At 37.2% G+C, this 22,673-nt stretch carries 24 protein-coding genes; 20 read left to right on the top strand and 4 right to left on the bottom strand.

Annotated elements, in window-relative coordinates:
- Window positions 1-226: 226 nt before the first annotated feature.
- From LKW28_RS15820 to LKW28_RS15855, 7 genes are all read left to right on the top strand, one after another.
- A complete protein-coding gene (locus tag LKW28_RS15820) occupies window positions 227-1,306 on the top strand; it encodes a PRK06851 family protein (RefSeq protein ID WP_229141318.1) in 1,080 nt (359 codons plus the stop codon).
- 459 nt (window positions 1,307-1,765) lie between these two features.
- Complete coding sequence (locus tag LKW28_RS15825; RefSeq protein WP_229141319.1) at window positions 1,766-2,854, top strand: type III polyketide synthase; 1,089 nt, start codon at window positions 1,766-1,768, stop codon at window positions 2,852-2,854.
- A gap of 1 nt (window position 2,855) precedes the next feature.
- Window positions 2,856-3,428 carry an isoprenylcysteine carboxyl methyltransferase family protein gene (locus LKW28_RS15830; protein WP_229141320.1) on the top strand — a complete coding sequence of 191 codons (573 nt, stop codon included), beginning with the start codon at window positions 2,856-2,858 and terminating at the stop codon, window positions 3,426-3,428.
- Window positions 3,425-3,631 (top strand): hypothetical protein, encoded by a 207-nt coding sequence (locus LKW28_RS15835; protein WP_229141321.1) that lies wholly within the window; start codon window positions 3,425-3,427, stop codon window positions 3,629-3,631. The genes LKW28_RS15830 and LKW28_RS15835 overlap by 4 nt, the downstream gene beginning before the upstream one ends.
- 123 nt (window positions 3,632-3,754) lie before the next feature.
- On the top strand, window positions 3,755-7,435 hold the full coding sequence (locus LKW28_RS15840; RefSeq protein WP_229141322.1) for a dynamin family protein: 3,681 nt from the start codon (window positions 3,755-3,757) through the stop codon (window positions 7,433-7,435).
- 196 nt (window positions 7,436-7,631) lie between these two features.
- Window positions 7,632-7,889 carry a DUF2533 family protein gene (locus LKW28_RS15850; protein ID WP_229141324.1) on the top strand — a complete coding sequence of 86 codons (258 nt, stop codon included), beginning with the start codon at window positions 7,632-7,634 and terminating at the stop codon, window positions 7,887-7,889.
- A 298-nt stretch (window positions 7,890-8,187) separates the two neighbouring features.
- Window positions 8,188-9,051, top strand: a complete 864-nt coding sequence (locus tag LKW28_RS15855) for a 5'-3' exonuclease (RefSeq protein WP_229141325.1) — start codon at window positions 8,188-8,190, stop codon at window positions 9,049-9,051.
- A gap of 224 nt (window positions 9,052-9,275) precedes the next feature.
- Here the strand turns inward: LKW28_RS15855 and sspL are convergent, their stop codons facing one another.
- Window positions 9,276-9,413: a small, acid-soluble spore protein L gene (gene sspL / locus LKW28_RS15860; protein WP_116352296.1), complete on the bottom strand. Its 138-nt coding sequence runs from the start codon at window positions 9,411-9,413 to the stop codon at window positions 9,276-9,278.
- Window positions 9,414-9,512: 99 nt separating this feature from the next.
- On the opposite strand from sspL, the gene LKW28_RS15865 reads away from it, so the two are divergent.
- Together LKW28_RS15865 and LKW28_RS15870 are read left to right on the top strand one after the other, a co-directional pair.
- A complete protein-coding gene (locus tag LKW28_RS15865; RefSeq protein ID WP_229141326.1) occupies window positions 9,513-9,974 on the top strand; it encodes a divergent PAP2 family protein in 462 nt (153 codons plus the stop codon).
- A 65-nt stretch (window positions 9,975-10,039) separates the two neighbouring features.
- Window positions 10,040-10,318, top strand: a complete 279-nt coding sequence (locus LKW28_RS15870) for a DUF6123 family protein (RefSeq protein WP_229141327.1) — start codon at window positions 10,040-10,042, stop codon at window positions 10,316-10,318.
- A gap of 29 nt (window positions 10,319-10,347) precedes the next feature.
- On the opposite strand, the gene LKW28_RS15875 is transcribed toward LKW28_RS15870, so the two are convergent.
- Entirely contained in the window at window positions 10,348-10,734 is a 387-nt protein-coding gene (locus tag LKW28_RS15875; RefSeq protein WP_229141328.1) for a reverse transcriptase-like protein, read from the bottom strand.
- A gap of 183 nt (window positions 10,735-10,917) precedes the next feature.
- Here LKW28_RS15875 and LKW28_RS15880 point away from each other — a divergent pair, with 183 nt between their 5' ends.
- A complete protein-coding gene (locus LKW28_RS15880; RefSeq protein ID WP_229141329.1) occupies window positions 10,918-11,577 on the top strand; it encodes a ribonuclease H family protein in 660 nt (219 codons plus the stop codon).
- A 104-nt stretch (window positions 11,578-11,681) separates the two neighbouring features.
- Window positions 11,682-11,858 carry a zinc-finger domain-containing protein gene (locus tag LKW28_RS15885; protein WP_229141330.1) on the top strand — a complete coding sequence of 59 codons (177 nt, stop codon included), beginning with the start codon at window positions 11,682-11,684 and terminating at the stop codon, window positions 11,856-11,858.
- Window positions 11,859-11,934: 76 nt separating this feature from the next.
- Here LKW28_RS15885 and cspD read toward each other — a convergent pair whose 3' ends face one another.
- A complete protein-coding gene (gene cspD / locus LKW28_RS15890) occupies window positions 11,935-12,135 on the bottom strand; it encodes a cold-shock protein CspD (RefSeq protein ID WP_057997342.1) in 201 nt (66 codons plus the stop codon).
- A 321-nt stretch (window positions 12,136-12,456) separates the two neighbouring features.
- Here cspD and LKW28_RS15895 point away from each other — a divergent pair, with 321 nt between their 5' ends.
- From LKW28_RS15895 to LKW28_RS15925, 7 genes are all read left to right on the top strand, one after another.
- Window positions 12,457-13,410 (top strand): HD-GYP domain-containing protein, encoded by a 954-nt coding sequence (locus LKW28_RS15895; RefSeq protein WP_229141331.1) that lies wholly within the window; start codon window positions 12,457-12,459, stop codon window positions 13,408-13,410.
- Window positions 13,411-13,557: 147 nt separating this feature from the next.
- A complete protein-coding gene (locus tag LKW28_RS15900) occupies window positions 13,558-13,839 on the top strand; it encodes a hypothetical protein (RefSeq protein WP_229141332.1) in 282 nt (93 codons plus the stop codon).
- Between the two features lie 124 nt (window positions 13,840-13,963).
- Window positions 13,964-16,144 (top strand): DNA topoisomerase III, encoded by a 2,181-nt coding sequence (locus LKW28_RS15905; protein WP_229141333.1) that lies wholly within the window; start codon window positions 13,964-13,966, stop codon window positions 16,142-16,144.
- Between the two features lie 130 nt (window positions 16,145-16,274).
- Entirely contained in the window at window positions 16,275-16,883 is a 609-nt protein-coding gene (locus LKW28_RS15910) for a TetR/AcrR family transcriptional regulator (protein WP_229141334.1), read from the top strand.
- A 91-nt stretch (window positions 16,884-16,974) separates the two neighbouring features.
- Complete coding sequence (locus tag LKW28_RS15915) at window positions 16,975-17,337, top strand: SCP2 sterol-binding domain-containing protein (RefSeq protein WP_229141335.1); 363 nt, start codon at window positions 16,975-16,977, stop codon at window positions 17,335-17,337.
- Between the two features lie 51 nt (window positions 17,338-17,388).
- Window positions 17,389-18,450, top strand: coding sequence for an SDR family oxidoreductase (locus LKW28_RS15920; protein WP_229141336.1), 1,062 nt, complete (start codon window positions 17,389-17,391; stop codon window positions 18,448-18,450).
- A 73-nt stretch (window positions 18,451-18,523) separates the two neighbouring features.
- Window positions 18,524-19,204 (top strand): class I SAM-dependent methyltransferase, encoded by a 681-nt coding sequence (locus LKW28_RS15925; protein ID WP_229141337.1) that lies wholly within the window; start codon window positions 18,524-18,526, stop codon window positions 19,202-19,204.
- 30 nt (window positions 19,205-19,234) lie between these two features.
- Here LKW28_RS15925 and metA read toward each other — a convergent pair whose 3' ends face one another.
- Window positions 19,235-20,140, bottom strand: coding sequence for a homoserine O-acetyltransferase MetA (metA, locus tag LKW28_RS15930; protein WP_229141338.1), 906 nt, complete (start codon window positions 20,138-20,140; stop codon window positions 19,235-19,237).
- A gap of 250 nt (window positions 20,141-20,390) precedes the next feature.
- Here metA and LKW28_RS15935 point away from each other — a divergent pair, with 250 nt between their 5' ends.
- Both LKW28_RS15935 and LKW28_RS15940 read left to right on the top strand, forming a co-directional pair.
- Window positions 20,391-22,079, top strand: coding sequence for a formate--tetrahydrofolate ligase (locus tag LKW28_RS15935; protein ID WP_229141339.1), 1,689 nt, complete (start codon window positions 20,391-20,393; stop codon window positions 22,077-22,079).
- Window positions 22,080-22,128: 49 nt separating this feature from the next.
- Entirely contained in the window at window positions 22,129-22,638 is a 510-nt protein-coding gene (locus LKW28_RS15940) for a hypothetical protein (protein ID WP_229141340.1), read from the top strand.
- Window positions 22,639-22,673: the final 35 nt, after the last annotated feature.

Genomic DNA, 22,673 nt, shown 5'->3' on the forward strand with positions numbered 1-22,673 from the left:
GCGTAATCACACAAATTGATATTAATGTTCAAAAGAATGATCAGAAGTCCTCTTAATCACTATTTTTAAATAGTGATTTTATAGAGGGGTTATCAGGTGTTTATTATATTAAGAAAAAAACTTTCCTTGTGACAGTCGGCTAAAATTTTTCATTTTTATTCACACAGATTACACTTTCGCCATACTCTAAGATAGGCGAATGTCTATAAGGAGGTTTACATTTTATATGGCAAAAGTAAAAAATTATTATGCAGGTACTAATTCTAGTGTAGGTTTTTACTCATTGTATGATGAGGCATTAGCGGGTTTAGAAACTGTTTATATTTTAAAAGGGGGACCTGGTACAGGTAAGTCCACCTTCATGAGAAAAGTCGGTCTTGTATTCATGGATAAAGGTTATGATCTCGAATACTTGCATTGTTCTTCAGATAATCACTCAATCGATGGGATTGTTATTCCAGAACGAAAATTAGGTTTTGTTGACGGAACGGCCCCACATGTGATCGAGCCTAGATACCCTGGAGTTGTTGAGAAGGTAATTGACCTTGGTCAATTCCGTAACGATGAATACTTAGAGCAATTTAAGAATGAAATCATCGAGCTAACAAATGATATCTCGAAGAATTATGAAAATGCGTATAAGACCTTTGCGGAAGCAAAAAAAGTTCATTTAAAGCGCGAGGATATTTATGTCTCATCGATGAGTTTTAAAAAGGCTGATGCTGTCCTTCAAAATTTAATTGATACAATTTTTAGTAAACCTTTTGAAGCGGAAGAAAATCCAACAAAACGGAAGCGATTCTTTGGCGCGGCTACACCAAAGGGTGCAGTTAATTTTATCGATAATATTACCGAAGAATATGAGAAGCGGTATATTATTAAGGGAAGACCGGGAAGCGGCAAATCAACACTAATGAAAAAGGTTGCAAAGCATGCTGAACTGCATGGTTTATCGGTTGAATATTTCCATTGTGCATTCGATCCAAAAAGCATTGACATGATTATTATTCCGAAATTAAGTGTGTCAATCGTTGATGGCACCGCCCCGCATGTTGTTGACCCATTCCGCAGCTCTGACGAGGTTGTTGATATGTTCGCATTATGCATGGACCCGAAAATCGAAAACACCTTTAAAAAGGAAATAGAAGAGTTAAACCTTGAATATAAAAATAAGATGACAATCGGAACGAACTTTTTAAGCGAGGCAAAAAGGCTTCATGACAAGTTGGAAGAGTATTACAAAGCCGCCATGGATTTCGAGGCAATTGACAAAAAACGTGAGGAACTCGTGCAGAAATTACTGTAAATGTGTTTGTTCTAAAAAAGAGGGCGAAAAGGACCAAGTCGACAAGAACGCCACGTCCTGTGGCATTGTCGACACTAGCACATCCTGTGCGTCAAAAGTTCAAGGCGGAGCAGCTTTGAGTACCGGAACGTATGTAGTTTATACGTGAGGAACGGAAAAGCAAGCCAACGCGCTTCCACAGGATGTGGTGACTTCGACGTTCGACACAGGACGTGTCGGTATTTAGTCGAAGTTCCTCTACCGATGTGTCATTTTCGGCCGAAGCCAAAATTTTACTAGTGAATGTTTGTAAAGTTTGAGTTATACTATAAATGCACAACAACAAAACAACTCCTTTGAAACGTGAGCTTTCCCTTTATGTGGGAAGGCTTTTTTTGTATCCATTTTTCGACATTGCATACTTATTCTAAAATTGGAAAAAGTAACCTTAGGATTTCCTTTCCGGAAAGGTGGCTTTCTATGCCTAAAATAATTTCGGTCGGTATATGCAACCCGCCAAATAAAATCAATCAACTGAAAACAACCGAATTTATAAGGGAGCTCTTTTATGAGCATTTTCCAGATATCGATCGGCTGATAAAGGTATTTGCTAACAGTGAGATCGAGGAGAGATATTTCAGTGAATCTTTGGAATGGTATGGTGAAACCAAAAGCTTTGAAGAAAAAAATAATACATATATTAAGAGAGCAGTAACATTTGGTATAGAAGCGATTCACAACTGTTTAACAAATCAAAAACTCCTCGCAAAACAGATAAATCCTGATGAAATTGATGCGATATTTTTTATTTCGAGCTCAGGAATTGCAACTCCGAGTATTGAAGCAAGAATCATGAATAAAATGAACTTTAGTCCGGATACGAAGCGAATTCCCATTTGGGGGCTGGGATGTGCTGGGGGGGCATCTGGCTTAGCACGGGCGTTTGATTATTGTAAAGCTTATCCGGGGGCAAAGGTGCTTGTCCTTGCTGTAGAACTATGCAGCTTAACCTTTCAAAAGAATGATTTTACAAAGAGCAATTTAATTGGAACCTCGTTGTTTGCTGATGGAACAGCTTGTGTTTGTATTGGTGGAGATGAGGTGGAGCTTCATACAGCAAGTAAAGTTTTACCGAACTTTGTTTCATCTCGGTCGACATTAATGGCAGATTCAGAAGACGTGATGGGATGGGACGTAAAAAATACAGGTCTGCATGTTATTTTCTCAAAGGATATCCCAAGTATTGTAAAGTCATGGTTAAAAGGTAATGTGGATAAATTTTTACATGCAAACGAGCTTGAAATTAAGGATACAAAGCATTTTATCGCTCATCCTGGCGGAAAAAAGGTATTGGATGCTTATGAGGCTGCATTAGAAATTCCAAGTTCCATGACAGACATTGCGAGAGATGTTTTAAGAAGGCAAGGGAATATGTCTTCGGTAACAGTACTTTACGTATTGAAGGAGTTTATGGAGAAACAGCTGGGAAAAGAAGGTGATTATGGACTTGTAACAGCCCTGGGGCCGGGATTTAGCTCAGAATTAATCCTATTACAATGGAGGAAATAGAATGATTTTTTGGATTTTTATAGGATTGGTAATTGGTCAAAGATTGATCGAGCTAAGAATTGCGAACCGAAATGAGAAATGGATTCTATCTGAAGGCGGGTATGAGGCAGGGCAAGAGCATTACAAATACATTGTGCTCACTCATAGCTTGTTTTTTTTAGCACTTATTGTTGAGGTCATTTACCGGGGAAATGAATTATCAGCACTTTATCCGATTTTATTTTTTTTATTTACCTTAACCCAACTTGGGAGAGTGTGGGCAATTCATTCGCTTGGGGTGTTTTGGAATACGAAAATTATGATTTTACCAAAGAGCCAGGTGCAAGTAAAGGGTCCCTATAAATATGTTAAGCATCCGAATTATATCATTGTCGCCCTTGAATTCATTTTAATACCGATGTTATTTCAGGCTTATATGACAGGAATCATTTTTTCATTTCTGAACCTTGTGATGATGTCTATTCGCATTCCGATTGAAGAACAAGCATTAGGTGTACATAAGGAATATCAAAGGCTTGGAATAGCTCGAAGTCGACTGATTCCAAATGCCTTGAAATCGATAAAAAGAGATTGAAAAGAGTGAAAACTGCTGATAAACTAAATGTAGATGAAAATAATTATCACTATCAGTTGAAAGCTGGTGAAACAATGCTTACATTATTTGTATCATTAACAATCGGTATATATAGCTTTATTATGTATCACGTCCTACATCATGTAGCAAACCCAAAACAAAATTCAAAAAAACATCATAATCCTATTCACGTAACCAGGTAAATACCTGGTTTTTCTTATGCTAAAATTTAGTTTCCCAATATTCTGCTTTGTCAAAAGTGAAGGTCTAGAGTAAAATACATATATATATAAACAATTATGTATTGCTCAATAAGGGGATTAGACATGATTCAAACACAACAAATTAAACAGATGACAAAGGAAGAACTAGAAAAAAGACTTTCTTCGTTATACGACATTTTTGGAAAAAACAATGACAAAGAAAGCAGTTCAAAAATGATTCAACTGCTCAAAAAACTAAATTCATTAGAATATATGATTGGCTTTTCAGGTCATTTCTCAGCTGGAAAATCGAGTATGATCAATGAACTCATTGGGGAGAGTCTGTTGCCATCAAGCCCGATTCCAACAAGCGCTAACTTGGTTAAAGTTAAATCAGGTCGTGAGTATGCTCGCGTCTACTATCGGGATGGCAAAATCATTGAATACCCAGCTCCCTATGATTATGATGTGATCAAATCATATGCAAAAGACGGGGAAGCGATTGAATCGATTGAAATAAGCCATGATAATATGAAACTTCCAGAGCAAGTGATTGTCATGGATACACCAGGGATTGACTCAACCGATGATGCCCATCGCGTATCAACAGAATCAGCCTTGCATTTAGCAGATTTACTCTTTTATGTGATGGACTATAATCATGTCCTATCTGAACTAAATTTCCAATTTACAAAGGAATTAACTGATCGAAATAAAACGGTTTACTTAATTGTAAACCAAGTCGATAAACATAAAGAATCTGAATTAAGTTTTTCTTCTTTTAAACAAGGCGTGGAGGAGGCGTTCCAAAATTGGAACGTAGCTTACTCAGACATTTTTTACACTTCATTAAAGGAACCGGATAATGAGCATAATCAGTTCAAGCAGGTTCAGCAGCTTCTGCACGATAAAATAGCACACAAAGACCAACTTCTATTAGAAGGTGTTTTTCATTCTGCAAGACAAATTATTTTTGAGCATATAGCCTTTTTAGATGATAAAAATGCTCCGGAGCTTGAAGAAACAAAGGATCAGTTGCGTTCTTTATCCTTAGCTGAGCGGGAAACAATCCCAGCTCGAATTGAAGAATTGAACCAGCGATTAGCGAGTTTTGCGAAAGAGCGAGAAGTAACGGAAACAGAATATTTAGATGAAATAGAGAATATTTTATCAAATGCGATCCTTATGCCATTCGAAACTCGTGATTTAGCAAAACAATTTGTTGAATCCGTTCAACCCGATTTTAAAGTAGGTTTATTATTTTCCAAAAATAAAACGGAAAAAGAACGTGATGAACGTTTGCAAGCGTTCTTTCAAGATATACAAGAGAAAATGTCCACTCAATTAGAATGGCATTTGAAGGATTTTATTGGGAAGTTTGTTGAACGTCTAAGACTTTCAACACAACCAACAGGAAATGAAATAGCAATTGAACTTTCCCCGGAGGAACTAAAAAATTTAGTCAAGCCCGGTGCACGAGTAACAGGGGAGTATATATTAACGTATTCAGAAGATGTTGGAAATTATCTTAAAAGAAAATACAAACAAAAAGCGGTTGCATTTTTACACGAAATTCTTGAGCAAATGGGTGACGCAACTGCTAAAGATGAAACCGAATTAAAAGCTGATCTAGACAAATTTGAAGTTTATTCTAATGCCTTTGCTGCATTAAAGAAATTTGAGGAAAAACGTGCGAATATCCGTGAGATGTTAGATAACATCATCAATGGAGATTCTGCAATGGATTCTGTCGAATCCGTCGAGGACTTACTATCACGTTTTAATGAACATGTGGAAATTTCATCAACTGAGGAAATTTTACTCGAGATTAAGAAACAAGAGGGAGAAGTTCAAAAATCTAATCCTAAACCAGCAGAAAAGCATGGAGAAAGGAAGGGATCTTCTGATCAGGCGATTATTCATCTAGAAAAAGCGAATGAACTGATTCAGCCAATCACTGGTCTTTCGATGCTTGCAAAGGATATTCAAGATAAGGCATATCGTTTGAAAAATAAACATTTTACCGTTGCATTATTTGGAGCGTTTAGTGCTGGGAAATCGTCATTTGCGAATGCATTAATGGGAAAACACGCCTTACCAGTTTCACCAAATCCGACAACAGCAACGATTAACAAAATTACCTTCCCTACCGATGAGCATAAGCATGGGACAGTACTTGTTAAAATTAAGTCAACAAATCAGTTATTAGATGATATCAATCATTCCTTACACATTTTTGGTGAAAAAGCAGGAAACTTGAATAACAGTTTAGAAATTATCCATTCTAAAATTAGCAATATCGAAAAAATAGAAGCAAAAGAAAAACCGCATTTTTCATTTCTAAAATCGGTTGTAGCTGGTTTTGACACCATATCTGCTCATTTAGATCAAGTGTTATCAACAGACATGGATGGCTTTAATGAATATGTTGCGAAGGAAGAAAAGGCATGCTTTGTCGAATGGATTGAACTCTATTATGATTGTCCATTAACACAGCAAGGCATTACTTTAGTTGATACACCAGGTGCTGATTCAATCAATGCCCGCCACACAGGGGTTGCTTTTGAATATATTAAAAATGCCGATGCCATTTTATTTGTGACTTATTATAATCATGCTTTTTCAAAAGCAGATCGTGAGTTTTTAATTCAGCTTGGACGTGTTAAGGACACCTTTAGTATGGATAAAATGTTCTTCGTGATTAATGCAGCTGATTTGGCGAATACGACTGAAGAGTTAGAAGATGTAAAAGATTATGTAGAGTCACAACTAGTAAGTTACGGAATTCGTTTTCCACGACTATATTCTGTGTCAAGTCGAGCAGCTTTACTAGAGAAGCTAAATGAAGTCACTGAAAAGGATCTCGGTATTCTTAAATCATCGGGTATTGAACGCTTTGAAACGGATTTTCATTCATTTGTCATTGATGAACTGACAGAAGTTGCGGTAAATGAAGGTTATGTTGATATTCAGCGTGCCGCAGCAATAATTGAATCCTATATTCAGTCAGCTAAGGAAGATAAGGATATGAAGCTTACTAAGCTTCAGGAAGCGAAAGACCAACACTCTAATATGAAGTCAGTTGTTTCAGGTTTAGATAACCAGTCTGCTTTTGGAGTTATTGAGCAGGAGATTAAGGAGCTCACCTATTATATTAAAAAAAGAGTCTACCTTCGTGTATCTGATATGTTTAAGGAAGCTTTTAACCCGTCTTCGCTTAGAGATGATGGCCGGGATTTGAAACATGCATTAAAGTCTTGTTTAGAAGAATTTTTGGAATCAGTCGGATTTGATTTAGCCCAGGAAATGCGTGCGACTTCATTGCGAATAGAAAATTTTATTAAGAAGCGACTCCATGGTCAGCTCGGAAGTTTTAATGAACAAATAAAATCAATCAATTCAAATATGAGTATCTCGGAGTCGATTGAACTAAATTTTGATTCGATTGAATTTAGAAATGGTCTTGGTAACGAGGAACTCGGCCGTTATAAAAAGGCGCTTGGTCTGTTTAAAAATCCAAAATCATTTTTCGAAAAAAATGAGAAGAAGCAAATGCAGGATGAGCTTGAAGTATTACTGGATTTACCTGTAAGTTCTTATCTTGAAGAAAATCAAGCTAATCTAGTTGCCTTTTATAAACAGGAATTTAATAAAGGGCTGCAAGCAATTCAAGAAAATGCATTACGGGAAATACACGAATATTTTGACGGGGTTACGAAGATCTTATCTGAAGATATTGATATAATAAGTCTAGAAGAGGTACATGGTAAGTTAACAAGATACTATACGGAACATATGGGGTGATTGATTTTGATCGATTCAAAATCAAAGTATCATGCATGTGGAACCTGTGTGAATTTCGTTGCTAAGCGAAAAGATGGTATAATGACATACAGATGTGTCCGCTTAGGATATGATACAAAACCTGATTATCAATTTAATTGCTGGGAACCAAAACCCCATATTTTAAAGCTAATGTCTAGGGAAAAGAGGAGAAATAATGACGAACGTCCATGAAGCAATCACAAAACATTCAACTGCACAGCACGAGGTTGTAAAAACATTCGTAGGACTTGAACAAAAAAGAGAACAGTTTATCGATGAGGCAGTTTCTTTAGCGAAACTAAATCAGGAATTCACAGTTGATAAAATTAATAAAGTGACAATCGAAATAAATAAACTTGCCCAAAAGGGAATCGTTCCATTACGCAAGCTAGTAACAGTTGATATGGTAAAGGAATACGCATTCCGAAAATAAAGCATGCGGGTTAGGTTAATACTAACCATAAATCTCTCATAAAGGAGAATGCATGTTGAAAAAGGAAAAACAAGCTGTTTCGAAAAGGGATAAAAAGCAAGAAAGAAAAGATTCAACCCCTTACCATTTTGCATCATATGCTGAGGTAGAAGCAGAAAAAATGAAGAGCAATTAGGATGGAGTCCTCTTATTTTAGAGGGCTTTTTTCTTTGCTTGGAAGGAAGATACAAATAAATGCAAGGTGAATATATGGTATAATTCATTTTATGATGAAAAATGTGACGGGGAGGATATGCTGATGAAAAATCAGATTATGTTAATAGATGGTATGGCATTATTGTTTCGCTCATTTTATGCTACGGCAATGAGTGGTTATTTTATGGTCAATAGTAAAGGGATTCCGACAAATGGAATTCACGGTTTCGTAAAGCATATGATGACGGCTGTCAATAAGTACAAGCCTTCACACGTGATTTGCTGCTGGGATATGGGGAGCTCCACATTTCGTACGGAAATGTATGGTGAATACAAAGCGAATCGAGGTGCACCACCAGAAGAATTAATCCCACAATTTGATCTTGTTAAAGATGTAGTCGAATCCTTTGATATTCCGAATGTTGGGCTATCAGGCTACGAGGCCGATGATTGCATTGGAACGCTTGCTCGGGAATATAGCCAAGACTCTGAAGTGATTATTCTAACAGGTGACCAAGACATTCTGCAGCTGCTAGATGAGAATATTTCGGTTTTAATTATGAAAAAAGGAATCGGAAATTATGCAGAGTATACGAGTGAAAGCTTCTTAGAGGAAAAAGGGATTCGTCCGCAGCAAATGGTTGACCTGAAAGCCTTAATGGGTGATACAAGCGATAATTATCCTGGTGTAAGAGGAATTGGTGAGAAAACAGCACTTAAACTTCTCCAACAGTTTGAAACGATTGAAGGTATCCTTGAAAATGTAGAAAATTTAACAAAAGCACAAAAAACAAAGATTAAAGAAGATTTGGATATGCTGCATTTATCCCGTAAATTGGCGAGAATTCATTGTGAAGTGCCTATTAGCTGTTCACTAGAAGAGGCGTTAATGCAAATTAATCGTGAAAAAGTGCATGAAAAGTTTACAGAGCTTGAATTTAAGGGCTTGGATCAATTTATTAGTTAATTGAGTACTCAAATGAGTGCTCTTTTTTTGGTCGGATTGGATAATTTCGGAGGTTTTAACATGACTATGGCTGTTATTTTAATTCTATGGTCATTAGCAACAATCCAATGGCCATTATTTCATTTTTATGGCTATTAACGGCAACGTTATGGCTGTTAGCATATTATGTAAACTGAAAACCGATAAAGGATGCCCCACCATCGAGGGGGCATCCCACCAAAACCTTAGATCTTCGTATTCTTTTTCTTTGCTCTATTTTCAAGCTCGCTTTTTGGTTCCATTGAGAATTCTGTATCCTCATTATAACCCTGTGGATTCACCCCTTTTGGTGCTTTCCCGCGGTTGTTTGCTTTCTTTGCCATGACATTTCACCTCCATTTCGTATTATTTCCATCCTATTTTGGATTATGTCTAGTATAGAAAATGAGGGGAACTAAGAAACTAACCATGAGGTGAGAATCGTGAACAAAGAGATCTATACCGCATTACTGTCAATTGGTCTTGCACAATTTTTAAAAATTCCAATTAAGAAAATGAAGACAGGAAAATGGGATTGGGGCACCTTTTTTGAAACGGGTGGAATGCCAAGCTCTCACTCAGCTGGAGTTTCGTCACTCGCTACTTTTATTGCACTAAAGAGAGGGATTCCAACCATTGATTTTGCGCTATCCACCATATTTGGTTTAATCGTTATGTATGATGCACAAGGGATTCGTCGTCAATCTGGTGAATTAACAATAAAAGTGAATGAACTTGATGAAGAGCTCGAACGATTAGCGGGACAAAAGGACCATCATTATCATGATAATAAGGAAGAAAAGTTAAAAGAAAGACTTGGACATCAGCCAGAAGAAGTACTAGGTGGGGCAATTTTTGGAATGATTACAGGAACATTAGCCCATTTCTTAACAAAAAAGTCGTAGAATTTCGACAAAAAATGCGGTACTATTAGAATATATATTGTATTTATTGTTGGGGATGGGGACTATTGTTTAAATTAGAAAATCGAGTAGAAGAGTATCTTCAGTTTTTAGCCCAAAAAGGCTTTAATCTAGGAGAAGATGCTGTTGGTTTCATTTCATTTGGACAGCATTATACAGCTGCAACGGACGAAATTGTCAATATAGCAATTGAGATCACATTGAAAGCACAAAAGGAATTTGACGGGAGCTTTTTCATTTCTTTATTAGAAATGCTTAAGGAAAATCAAATTCAAAGTCGCAAACAAGCCTATCAGTTTGTAGAGGAACGGAATATACTGGCATAATACCCTTGGACCTGCAGAGTCCAAGGGTTTCAGTTTTTTCGGATGCCTTGTCTTGCTAATTCGTCGGCCACTTTATTCTGGGCACTAGGAATCCATTTTAGGAAAAAGAGATCCAATTCTTTTGACAGCTGTAATGCTTTGTCCAGTAAGGGAGAGAACTTTTTATTTTTGACGTATTCTTTATCAATGGCTCTGTCAACAAGTTGTGAATCTGTTCGAAAGGATACGACTTTGTATTCATTCTCGATACAAATTTCTAGTCCTTTAAGAAGAGCGTAATATTCGGCCTCGTGGTTTGTCAGGATACCAAGTGGAATCGAATGTTTTTCGACAATACCATTTCCTTTAATAAAAATGCCAGCACCAGATGGACCTGGGTCTCCAGCACTTGCACCATCGATATATACTTCAATCATCTAATGCCTCCAAAAAAAAGAATATAATGCATTTTATCACTAAATTAGCCCAAGAGTGAAGAGAATAGATAAAAAGGCGTATTTTTTAGAAAAAGTGGAAGTACATATCTAAGTGGAAAAAGTGTATAATGAGTAAAAATTTAGGGAAAATGAAGATACGTTCCATTAGAGAGGAAGAGTGTGATGAAACTTAAGCTGGAGTGGACATATAAAACACCTAAAAATCAAGTCATCACCTTGATATCTGATGAAGTTTCTGCTGAGGAAGCATTACTTTTAGCGGAAGACTTCGAGCGAACAGGGCGAACAAAGGAACTTGTTTTTTATGATGAGCGGCAGACGAAGTGGACGAAAAAGGAAATCACCAAACTGATAAAAGAAATTGAAACCGAACCTCAGGATATTATTGCATATTTCGATGGGGGTTATGACATACAATCTGGTAAAGCTGGTTTAGGCGTTGCCATTTACTTTACACAAAATAAAAAACCATATCGGGTCAGAGTTAATGAAGCGTTTGAAGAGATGGAGTCAAATAATGAAGCAGAGTATGCAGCGTTTTGGCTAATGTTAAATACCTTGCAGGAATTAGGCGTACATCATGCCACTGTAACTTTTAAAGGAGATTCCCATGTGGTATTAAAGCAGCTTTCTGGAGAATGGCCATGCTTTGAGGAAAACCTTAATCGATGGTTGGACCGAATCGAGGAGAGAATTCAAAAATTGGGAATTCATCCTATCTACGATCCAGTCGGAAGAAAGCAAAATTCAGAGGCAGATCGATTAGCTACACAGGCGCTGGAAGGGACGATCGTTTCCAGTAAAATTGAAATAAAAGGGTAAGTAATTAAGCCTAACTGTCATACTCATTAAATAAGTGAGATGGATGGAATGGATAATCTGTGTGAAAAAACTCGAAACCAATTAGAGTGGGAGTTGATTTTTTTATGAAACGAAAGGAACTTATCCTGGAAGTTGGTGAAATGCTGGACACTTATTGCCAAGATTGTTTTGTAAAGGAACATTTTCGGAAAGAATATGGAAAGCGATATACACAAAACTTTTGTATTAAAAATTGTACAGTGGGCCAAAAGCTAAAAGAGTATGGAGAAAAATTATCTTAATATAGAAAAAAGAGCAACAAAAAAGGCTGATCAAAAATCAGCCTTGGTTTCACATTTTTAAAATAAAATGTAAGAATTACAGCTTTACAACGTTAGCAGCTTGAGGTCCGCGATTTCCTTCAACAACTTCGAACGAAACTTCTTGGCCTTCTTCTAAAGATTTGTAACCGTCACCTGTGATAGCAGTGAAGTGTACGAATACGTCGTCTCCGCCTTCAACTTCGATGAATCCAAATCCTTTTTCGTTGTTAAACCATTTTACTTTACCGTTTTGCATTATGCTTTTCCTCCTAAACCTTCGGCACAACCGTGCAACGTAAAAATTTTTATCAGTTAGCTACTTATTTATGTATTTTTAAATATAAAATTGTATAAATAAATACTAAACTACTAGCTAAATGATGATTTTAATATACAACCTAAATTGTGTTAAGTCAAGCGAATAAAGGGTTTTTTACGTATTCTTGGAAATAAATGTGTCAATTAAGAACAAAAAAAGAATAATTGCTCGATACTTTCGTATATTCAAATAATTATTGTGGAAATTCCATTTTTTGATATAATAATAGAAACAAGGCTTTAGTGGGGAGTATACAAAATGAAGAACGATCAAACAAATATCACTGTTATTCAGCCTGAAGAACTAGATAGGATTATTGATAAATTTGATAGCGGTTACAACAATATTCCTACAAGCAAACCAGCTGTATCACTTATTACTGAGAAACTTGAGGAAGCAATTGATCAGGTAGAAGATATTTTTTATTTTGTAAAACGACATACAAAGCTACCGCTAACAGAGATCAAACGAACGGTTTTTCCGATTATTCAAACAGCGTCTGAGATTCCGCAGTTTTTTCATTTGTTTTATCAGCTTCAATCCGCAGATGATTATACATACCGACATAATATCGGAGTCGGTGTAATAGCAACGTTAATTGGTAAATGGCTTTCATTGCCCGAAGATGATTTGGCAGAACTCACAATCGCTGCAACTTTGCATGACATTGGTAAAACAAAAATCCCCTCAGAAATTTTAAATAAACCAGGTAAGTTAACAAAAGCTGAATATGAAATTGTTAAGAAACATACAATCTATGGCTATGAAATTTTAAAAAATACGGATGGAATTAGTCATAAAATAAGCGTTGTTGCCCTGCAGCATCATGAAAGGGAGGACGGGAAAGGATATCCCTTCGGTTTAAAAGGATCTAAAATTAGTTATTATTCCAAAATTGTAGCAGTAGCAGATGTTTTTCATGCTATGTCATCCAACCGTGTATATCACGATGCAACACCATTCTATCAGGTTATCAAACAAATGAATGATGATTTGTTTGGAAAGTTAGATCCAACCATTTTAGTACCATTTTTACAGCAAATCATGAATGCTTTAATTGGTCATCATGTATTACTCACAGATGGTCAAATAGGGAGAATTAAATATATCAATCCATATGATTTATTAAGTCCATTAGTTGAAGTGTCTAATACAATTATCGATTTATCCGTTCAAAAAACAATTCAAATCGAACGTGTTTTATCAGATTAACTTTATCCAGCGGGGTATAGACCCCACTGAAAAAAATTAAAGCCTCCGGCGGATGCCACAGATTTTAAAAGGAAGCTTTTCGAGCACACTCGAAAAAATCTGGGCGCAAATACGCCAAGGCGCATTTGATTTTAAGGGGCTGATTCGATGTTCAGATACATGTATAATGGGAAAGAAATCATTATCCGGTTTACCTCACATACTAAAAATACGAATGTTAATAAGGATTATTTGTATCAAAAAATGATGTCTATTTTTGATAAAATCACGGGTGCTGACAATGGAACCTCGTTTATTGTTGAGGATGAACAAGGACGTTTGGCGGTTGGAACTGTACAGCACGGCGAACTAACAGTCATCTCCATCCATCATCTCGTCGAACATTCGCAAATGTATCTTGACAAAAGGGAAGCTAAAAGACCATCTTAAATGGTTTTTTAGCCCTTATACGTTCTTCATAAATCCCCAAATTTACCCAAGAAAGTCTATATTCCAATTAACAAGTAAACTTTGATACAATTAATTGATTAGTGAAAGTGAAAAGAGGATTAATATGAAAGTTATAATCGCGGAAAAGCCAGACCAAGCGATGAAGCTTGCGGCTCCCTTTAAGAGTAAGAAATCTCAGGGGTTTATTGAGGTGGGACCCAATCCGCTATTTCCAAAAGGAGCCTATTTTACATGGGCAGTTGGCCATATTTGCGAGCTATTACCTCCGGAGGAATATAACCCTACCTGGAAAAGTTGGCGAATTGAAACCCTCCCAATAATTCCGGACCGATTCTTATATCGGGTCATGAGGTCGAAATCAAAGCAGTTTACAATTATAAAAAATCTTCTTCGAAAACCAGAAGTAACTGAAATCATTCATGCGGGTGATGCTGGCCGCGAAGGGGAATTGATTATTCGAAATATTATTGAGATGTCTAAAGTAACAAAGCCATTGAAACGATTATGGATCTCTTCGTTAACGGAAAAGTCAGTGAAGGAAGGATTTCAGAATCTTTTATTAGAACAGGACACTAGAAATCTCTATTATGAAGCGAAAGCACGTGCTTGTGCCGATTGGATTGTCGGCATGAATGCTTCAAGGGTCTATACATTATTATTAAAGCAAAAAGGAATCTCGGATGTGTTTTCCGCTGGAAGAGTTCAAACTCCGACATTGGCGCTGATTGTAAAACGCGAAAAAGAAATTGCGAATTTTAAATCTGAGCCTTTTTGGGAGGTTTTTGCGAGCTTTCAAATTAATGGAAAATACTATGAAGGAAAATGGATGAAGGATAATGAATCACGTGTTTCTATGAAGGAAATGGCAGAAAAAATCGCAGCGTTTTGCAGGGATAAGCCAGCTGAAATTTCGGAGGTTGAAATCGAAAAGAAAGAATATCAACCGCCTTTATTATTTAATTTGTCAAGTTTGCAGGCTACGGCAAATAAGGCCTTTAAATTTTCTCCGAAGAAGACATTGGATGTTGCTCAGGGCCTTTATACGAAAGGGATTATTTCTTATCCACGGTCCGATTCGAGTTATATTACGAAGGGAGAGGCCGAAACCATTCCTGAGGTATTTTCTAAACTTCAAAAACTGGAAGACTATCAAGCTTATTTTCCGACTCCAGTTACATCCATTTACAATAATTCCCGATATGTGAATGAGAAGAAAGTAACCGATCACTATGCCATCATTCCCACAGAGCAGGTCCCAAATCCTGCAAAGTTATCAGGTGATGAAAAGAAAATTTATAATTTAATTGTAAAACGATTGATTGCGGCCCATTATAAGCCAGCTATTTTTAACTATACAACCATTAAAACATTAGTGGACAAGCGTGCTGAATTTACCACCAAGGGGAAGGTGAAGCTCCAAGAAGGTTGGAGAAAGGTCCTTTTCCAAGAAGATGCAAAGGACGATGATGTCATCCTTCCTCCATTTGAACAAGGTGAGTCCGGTGTAGTTGAAAAAAGCTACACTAAGGAAGGGAAAACGCAGCCACCGAAGCGTTATACCGAAGGGCAGCTCATAACATTAATGAAAACGGCTGGCAAGCACATTGAAAATGATGAGTTGGAAAAAATTCTCGCCAAAACGGAAGGGCTTGGAACAGAAGCAACACGAGCAGGAATCATTACAATGCTTAAAGACCGGAACTATATAAAAGTTGAAAAGAACCAAGTATCTGCTACTGAAAAAGGAATTCTATTAATTGAAGTGATAGGTGATAAGATACTTGCATCTCCAGAAATGACAGCAAAATGGGAGCAGCGTTTGCATGAAATTGGAAAGGGACAAGCCTCACCGGCATCCTTTATGATGCAGACAAAAAAGCTTTCCCAAAAAATCATCGACGATGCAAAGGAACAAAGTGGAGACTGGGATCTTTCAAATGTAAATGTAGAGAATATCAGTTCGGGGAAAAGCAGTTACAATAAAAAAGAAATTGGAACAGTAGTGGGAACCTGTAAGAAGTGTGGTGGCACTGTCATAAATAAGGGTAAATTTTACGGCTGTGCGAATTATAAAACGAATGGCTGCCAATTCACGATTTCAGGCAGGGTTTTAGGAAAACCGATTTCGAAAACAAATGTAGGGAAGCTTCTTTCTGAAAATAAAACAAATTTAATCAAAGGCTTTAAAAAAGGCAGTAAAACCTTTGACGCTTACCTTAAATGGAATGATCAAACCCAGAAAATTGAATTTGAATTTCCAGCAAAAGTATCGGCTGAAAACTAGCTAGCAGGAAGAAAGGATAGAAAATCTTTTCTTCCTTTTTTTAAATTTTCTTGAAATTTAGATTTTTAAATTATACAATGAAGAGGAAATACTGATACGTATACGTATTAAATGAATGGGATGGGTTGATTTGTTATTTGTTACAGAAATGCCAATCGAGGCAAGAGAAAAACTATTATACGCGGGACTCACGCTTTTTACCGAAGCGGGGTACCAAAAGACATCTGTGCTTGAAATTGTGGAAATGGCTAGAGTTTCAAAGACAACCTTCTATCAATATTTTAAAAGTAAAGAAGATCTTATGATTGCCTTGTTTGAACTGCTTGGCAATGAAATGGCGGAGGAAGTAAAACATGCAATTTTGCTGGAAGAGAGAATAACATACAAGGCATTTGCTGGTATTAATCGATATATCCAAATCTGTTTTGAAAATAAAAATGTTGCTCAAATTTTATTAGTTGAATCAGTTGGAGTATCTCGTAATGTCGAATTAGTAAGGCAGAGATCACACCAGGTGTTTGCTAACATCATCCTGAAAACGGTGAAAACAGAGCTTCCACAAACTGTTACGCAAAAAGAAATGAAAATTGTTGCTCAGGCTATGGTTGGGGCCATTAATGAAGTCATCATGCAGCTCTTTTTTGATACGAAAGAAGGAGAATTAAATTTCGAGGAAATTTCTCGTTTGCTCAACCGCATCGTAATTTCTGCATTTGTAAATCTTGGACTGCAGGAATAAGTTTTTTTGTACATTAGATACGGAGGCGTACTTGTTTTAAATCTTGTATTTTACTAGTTTAAAATATTTTAATGATTGAGGAGATGGCAGCATGGCTAACGGAATTGAAAAGTATACTTTATCTGAAATGATGCAAAAAATTGAAGAGGTTATTAACCAAAACCCAGGTCCAATTGAAGGAATGAATGTTATTTATCAATTTAATATTACGGGGGATGAGGAAGGGATATACCAGCTTCAGGTAGGCGACGGTAGAGCTAAAGTATCTGAAGACGGAGAAGGTGCAAATTGTACATTAGTATTATCACTCAGAAATTTTAGACAGTTTTTACTAGGAAAGCTAAATGGGACCGCTGCTTTCATGACAGGAAAATTAAAAATAAAAGGAGATATTGGAAAAGCCATCAAGCTAGAGGTGCTTTTACGTGAATATAACTTAAAAGAATATTTATAAGGTTCTTTTTTCTGAGTAATAGGCTGGCATATTTTTGAAAGGAGTGAAAGTATGAAGCATGTATTAATGACAGGATTTCCGGGGTTTTTAGCAACCAGGCTTTTACATGCGCTGATGCAAAAATACGAAGGCAGTCACTTTGTATTATTGGTTCATCCAAGCCAGCTTGAGCTAGCGAATGAAAGAATACAGGGTTTAGATCGTATCGAATTGAAGATAGGGAATATCACCGATAGATCACTTGGCTTATCAAATGAGGATAGGGAACAGCTAAAAGAAAAATTAACCCATGTCTTTCATCTTGCAGCTATCTATGATTTGGCTGTACCGCAACCAATCGCTGAAAAAGTAAATGTCGAAGGAACGAAAAATATCAATCAGTTCGTACTAACACTTCTAAACTTAGAAAGATATGTGTATTTCAGTACAGCGTATGTTTCAGGAAACCGCACAGGTCTAATTTTGGAAACTGAACTTCAGAAGGGGCAACAATTTAAAAATCATTATGAAGAAACAAAATATAAAGCAGAGATACTTGTCCAAGAACTAAAAGATGTTCCTTATACCATCATTAGGCCAGGTATTACTGTTGGTCACTCTGAATCTGGTGAGACTTCCAAATTCGATGGACCTTATTTTATCATGAGAATATTAGACCGAATTCGGTTTATGCCAATACCTTATTTAGGAAAGGGAAATGTCTTATTTAATGTTGTCCCGTATGATTATTTAATTAATGCAACGGTTTATTTATCGGGAACTGAAACAGCCAAAAGGAAAACATTCCATCTGACAGATCCAAACCCTCATCAAGCAAGGGAGTTATATCGATTGATTTGTGAAGAGTTGCTTGGAAAAAAGCCTACATGGACGATTTCTCCTAAACTAGTGGAAGCAGGGCTCTCTTTTTCTTTTCTGAGAAAATACTTTGGGGTAGAAAAAGAAGCTGTCGAATATTTTAGATGTCCAACGGAATATGATGCAACAGATGCGAAAAAAGTGCTTGAAGAGGGTGGATTAAGTTGCCCTGACTTCAAAGATTATGTTCGAAATATCGTAATGTATTATAAACAACATCGTCATGATAAAGATAAAAAAATACATATTATATAAGGACAATGAGGCTGGTGTCTCATTGTTATTTATTTGTTATAATATTTGGTAGATATTGGAGAGGGTGAATAGGATGACAGAATTCAAATGGCATGAGGAAGCGGAAAAACAATGGGATGGTCGGGCCGATTTTTGGAGCAAGCAAAGCCAAGCAATGTGGAATTCGGGGAGCCGATCCACGATTATTCCGTTTTTTTCACAGTTCCTGCAAAACGATGCGGTTATTTTAGATGCTGGCTGTGGTGATGGCTATGGGTCATTTTTGCTTGCAAAACGTGGCTTCCAGGTGGTAGGTGCTGATATTTCAGCTGAAATGATCGAAAAGGCAAATAATCGCAGCCAATATGAAGGCCTATCATTTATCCAAGATGATTTGACCTCGCTCCCTTTTGAGGATGAAACATTTTCAGGCATCATGGCAATCAACTCGATTGAGTGGACCGAGAAACCTCTGGGGGCAATCAATGAAATCAAGCGAGTGACAAAACCGGGTGGTATCCTTTGTGCGGGATTATTGGGACCAACCGCAGGACCCCGGCAAAATGCGTATCCCCGCTTATATGGCAAAAAAGTTATTCAAAACACGATGATGCCATGGGAATTTGAACAATTGGTCTCAGAAAACGGCTGGAAGGCAGTTGACGGCCAACCGGTCTATAAAGATGCCGTAAATAAAGAGATGACAAAGGGGCTTCCAAGAGAGCTAAAACAGGCATTATCATTTATGTGGGTGTTTATTTTGAAGAAAAATTAAAGGTATCTCACGTCGCGAGATACCTTGTTTTTAATCCCAATCAAATGGTGTTTCTTGATAAACATAATAATTGAGCCAGTTCGCAAATAGCAGGTATGAGTGTGATCTCCATGTGTGCATCGGCGGATTAGCGGGGTTATTATTCGGAAAATAATTAACAGGAATAATTTCTTTTCCTTTTGCAAGGTCACGTTCATATTCCTCTTTTAAGGTATTTACGTCGTATTCAGGGTGACCTGTTAGGAATATCTGCTTCCCATCATTTGAAGCGACTAGACAGACACCAGCATCATCGGAAGCTGACAATAATGTTAAGCCTTCCGTATTATTAATTTCTTCGAGTGTTACTTCCGTAAAGCGGGAATGTGGAACAAAATACATATCATCAAAACCTCGGACAAGTTTTACATCCTTATTTACTAAGCGGTGGTGAAACACACCGGTACATTTTTCAGGCAAAGGATATTTTTTGACTTCATAGTGATGGTAGAGTCCAGCTTGTGCGCCCCAGCAAATATGTAAGGTTGAAGTGACATTTGTTTTCGTCCAATCCATGATTTCCTTTAGCTCTTCCCAATAATTTACATCCTCGAATGAGAGGTGTTCGATTGGTGCACCTGTAATGATCATTCCATCAAACTTTTTGTGCTTAATGTCAGAAAATGTTGTGTAAAATTTATCAAGATGATTCTTTCCTGTGTTTTTTGCGACATGAGTTTCCGGGAATAAAAGCGTAATATTCAGCTGCAATGGGGAATTTCCTAGAAGTCTAAGAAGCTGAGTTTCTGTTCGTTCTTTTTCAGGCATTATGTTCAAGATTACTATATTAAGTGGACGAATATCCTGGCTATAAGCTCGGTCTTCATCCATCACAAATATATTTTCTGATTCCAACACTTCTTTAGCTGGCAGGTCATGAGGTACATTAATTGGCAATCCTATCATCCCCCTATTAATTAGTGTATCCAGGTCTAGCACAAGCGTCTTGTCGCTTGCGCTTTTCTGTTATAATTGAAATTTTACAACAATTCGCATATGAATATCAATTAAAAAATCTTTACTCGTTTTTAGCGGTAAAGGATATGGACAAAAAATATCGGGGTTTCTCTTTTAACCCCTATACAGAATAAGGTAAGATAGAGATGATGAGAATGAATATCCAAAAAGAATCTTGGGGGAATTGTGCATGGAATTATCAACGAAATATAAGTCTGATATTGAAATTGCTCAAGAGGCTGAGTTAAAGCCAATCAAGGAAATTGTGCAGCAGCTTGATTTACTTGATGAAGAGGTCGAACCCTATGGTCATTACAAAGCAAAAATATCCTTGGATGTGATGAAGCGTCTTGAAAAGAAAAACGACGGCAAGGTCATTCTTGTAACATCTATTAACCCAACGCCAGCAGGTGAAGGAAAATCGACTGTAACGGTGGGGCTTGGACAAGGACTTGCGAAGCTCGGGAAAAATGCGATGATTGCGATGAGAGAGCCATCCCTCGGACCAACAATGGGAATTAAAGGCGGTGCAACAGGTGGCGGATATTCACAGGTAATTCCTATGGAAGAGATTAATCTGCATTTTACAGGTGATTTCCATGCAATTACAACCGCCAATAACACATTATCTGCCTTAATTGATAACCACATCCATCAAGGAAACGAGCTTCAAATTGATGTAAGACGTGTAACATGGAAACGGGTTGTCGATTTAAATGACCGTGCACTACGAAACGTAATAGTTGGGCTTGGCGGGCCGGCCCAAGGTGTTCCTCGTGAGGATGGCTTTGATATAACAGTTGCATCAGAGATAATGGCGATTTTCTGCCTTGCGACGGATTTACAGGATTTGAAGACCAAATTATCTAAAATTGTAGTAGCTTATAATATACATAAACAACCGGTTACAGCGAGTGATCTTGGCGCAGAAGGCGCCCTGACGCTTTTATTAAAGGATGCGCTTAAACCAAATTTAGTTCAAACACTTGAACACACACCGGCATTGATTCACGGTGGACCATTTGCTAATATTGCTCATGGCTGTAATTCGGTTATTGCCACAAAAATGGCTGCAAAATTAGCTGATTATGTGTTAACAGAGGGTGGATTTGGTGCCGACCTTGGTGCTGAGAAATTTCTTGACATAAAAGCGAGATATGCAGATATTAAGCCAGAGGCTGTTGTGATTGTGGCAACAAACCGTGCTTTAAAAATGCATGGTGGTGTGGCTAAAGAAAACCTTAAAGAAGAGAATGTAGAAGCTTTGGCTAAAGGCCTAGAGAATTTGCAGAAACATGTAGAAACTGTTCAAGCTTTTGGTTTGCCGTTTGTCGTCGCAATCAATCGATTTGTTACAGATACGGAAAAAGAAGTCGAGAAAATTGAATCCTGGTGTGCGGACAATTCATATCCAGTTGCCCTTACAGAAGTTTGGGAAAAGGGTGGGGAAGGTGGAATCGAACTGGCCGAAAAGGTGCTAGAGGTAATCGAAACCGGAGAAAATCATTTTTCACCGATTTACGAATTATCTGCATCGATTGAAGAAAAAGTAAAAACAATTGCTAAAACAGTTTACGGAGCGAAGGATGTTGAGTTTTCTTCTAAGGCGAAAAAGCAAATGCTTGATTTCGAGAAATTTGGCTGGGGCAAACTACCAATTTGTATGGCGAAAACACAATACTCACTATCAGATAACCCGACTTTACTCGGACGACCTACTGGTTTTACAATTACAATCCGTGAATTCAGACCATCGATTGGAGCAGGTTTTATCGTTGCTTTAACAGGTGAAGTGATGACGATGCCGGGACTCCCGAAAAAACCGGCGGCACTTAACATGGATGTAACTGAGGACGGAAAAGCAGTCGGACTGTTTTAATTTTAATTAAAAGGGAGATAGTCCCCTTTTTTATAAAGGAAGGTTTTACATGTTTGATCCCACTGTATTTGAAAATTTGAAGGTTGTTGTCGAAGGGGCCCTTTATGATTTAGACCTAGAAGGACAAATTTTGATTGTAGATCGTCAGGATCAGGTCGATATGGCTAAAATGGGCAGGTATTACCAGATTACCTTTAAAGATTTATCCATTGATACAATTCATGTCTATATTGATTTGAAAATGGACCTCGATAATCTGGTCACAGAACTGCGAAATTTAGACGGAGATCCGGGTTGCATCCTTGAGATTGGCTTTATTTTTAAATTGAAATCATTGGATGTTTGCCCTCAGATTAAACAAGTCCTGACCACTATTTGGGGGGGAACAAGGGAAATTAAACAGGAAATTTCGTATCTATACGGCACGAAAAATGAGTTCACAAACAATAGTAAAGTTATTTTTCATCGACTAATTCATGAAGGCAATATCGATGATTTACTCCAAATGATTGACTATATCCTTGAGTCCATTCATCAATTACATAATGTTATCAAATAAGGGGCAAAAACAGCCTCTTTTTTCTACATCCAATG

Origin of the sequence: Bacillus sp. REN16 (assembly GCF_020731355.1) — a bacterium.
In the GTDB taxonomy this organism is placed as follows: Bacteria; Bacillota; Bacilli; order Bacillales; family Bacillaceae_L; genus Ferdinandcohnia.

Coding starts and splice junctions, on each gene's coding strand:
- LKW28_RS15820 (WP_229141318.1), top strand. CDS start 227: ATGGCAAAAGTAAAAAATTATTATGCAGGTACTAATTCTAGTGTAGGT.
- LKW28_RS15900 (WP_229141332.1), top strand. CDS start 13,558: ATGTTCAGATACATGTATAATGGGAAAGAAATCATTATCCGGTTTACC.
- LKW28_RS15920 (WP_229141336.1), top strand. CDS start 17,389: ATGAAGCATGTATTAATGACAGGATTTCCGGGGTTTTTAGCAACCAGG.
- sspL (WP_116352296.1), bottom strand. CDS start 9,413: ATGGCAAAGAAAGCAAACAACCGCGGGAAAGCACCAAAAGGGGTGAAT.
- LKW28_RS15880 (WP_229141329.1), top strand. CDS start 10,918: ATGAAACTTAAGCTGGAGTGGACATATAAAACACCTAAAAATCAAGTC.
- LKW28_RS15830 (WP_229141320.1), top strand. CDS start 2,856: ATGATTTTTTGGATTTTTATAGGATTGGTAATTGGTCAAAGATTGATC.
- LKW28_RS15925 (WP_229141337.1), top strand. CDS start 18,524: ATGACAGAATTCAAATGGCATGAGGAAGCGGAAAAACAATGGGATGGT.
- LKW28_RS15895 (WP_229141331.1), top strand. CDS start 12,457: ATGAAGAACGATCAAACAAATATCACTGTTATTCAGCCTGAAGAACTA.
- cspD (WP_057997342.1), bottom strand. CDS start 12,135: ATGCAAAACGGTAAAGTAAAATGGTTTAACAACGAAAAAGGATTTGGA.
- LKW28_RS15855 (WP_229141325.1), top strand. CDS start 8,188: ATGAAAAATCAGATTATGTTAATAGATGGTATGGCATTATTGTTTCGC.
- LKW28_RS15850 (WP_229141324.1), top strand. CDS start 7,632: ATGACGAACGTCCATGAAGCAATCACAAAACATTCAACTGCACAGCAC.
- LKW28_RS15840 (WP_229141322.1), top strand. CDS start 3,755: ATGATTCAAACACAACAAATTAAACAGATGACAAAGGAAGAACTAGAA.
- LKW28_RS15905 (WP_229141333.1), top strand. CDS start 13,964: ATGAAAGTTATAATCGCGGAAAAGCCAGACCAAGCGATGAAGCTTGCG.
- LKW28_RS15875 (WP_229141328.1), bottom strand. CDS start 10,734: ATGATTGAAGTATATATCGATGGTGCAAGTGCTGGAGACCCAGGTCCA.
- LKW28_RS15940 (WP_229141340.1), top strand. CDS start 22,129: ATGTTTGATCCCACTGTATTTGAAAATTTGAAGGTTGTTGTCGAAGGG.
- LKW28_RS15915 (WP_229141335.1), top strand. CDS start 16,975: ATGGCTAACGGAATTGAAAAGTATACTTTATCTGAAATGATGCAAAAA.
- LKW28_RS15825 (WP_229141319.1), top strand. CDS start 1,766: ATGCCTAAAATAATTTCGGTCGGTATATGCAACCCGCCAAATAAAATC.
- LKW28_RS15935 (WP_229141339.1), top strand. CDS start 20,391: ATGGAATTATCAACGAAATATAAGTCTGATATTGAAATTGCTCAAGAG.
- LKW28_RS15885 (WP_229141330.1), top strand. CDS start 11,682: ATGAAACGAAAGGAACTTATCCTGGAAGTTGGTGAAATGCTGGACACT.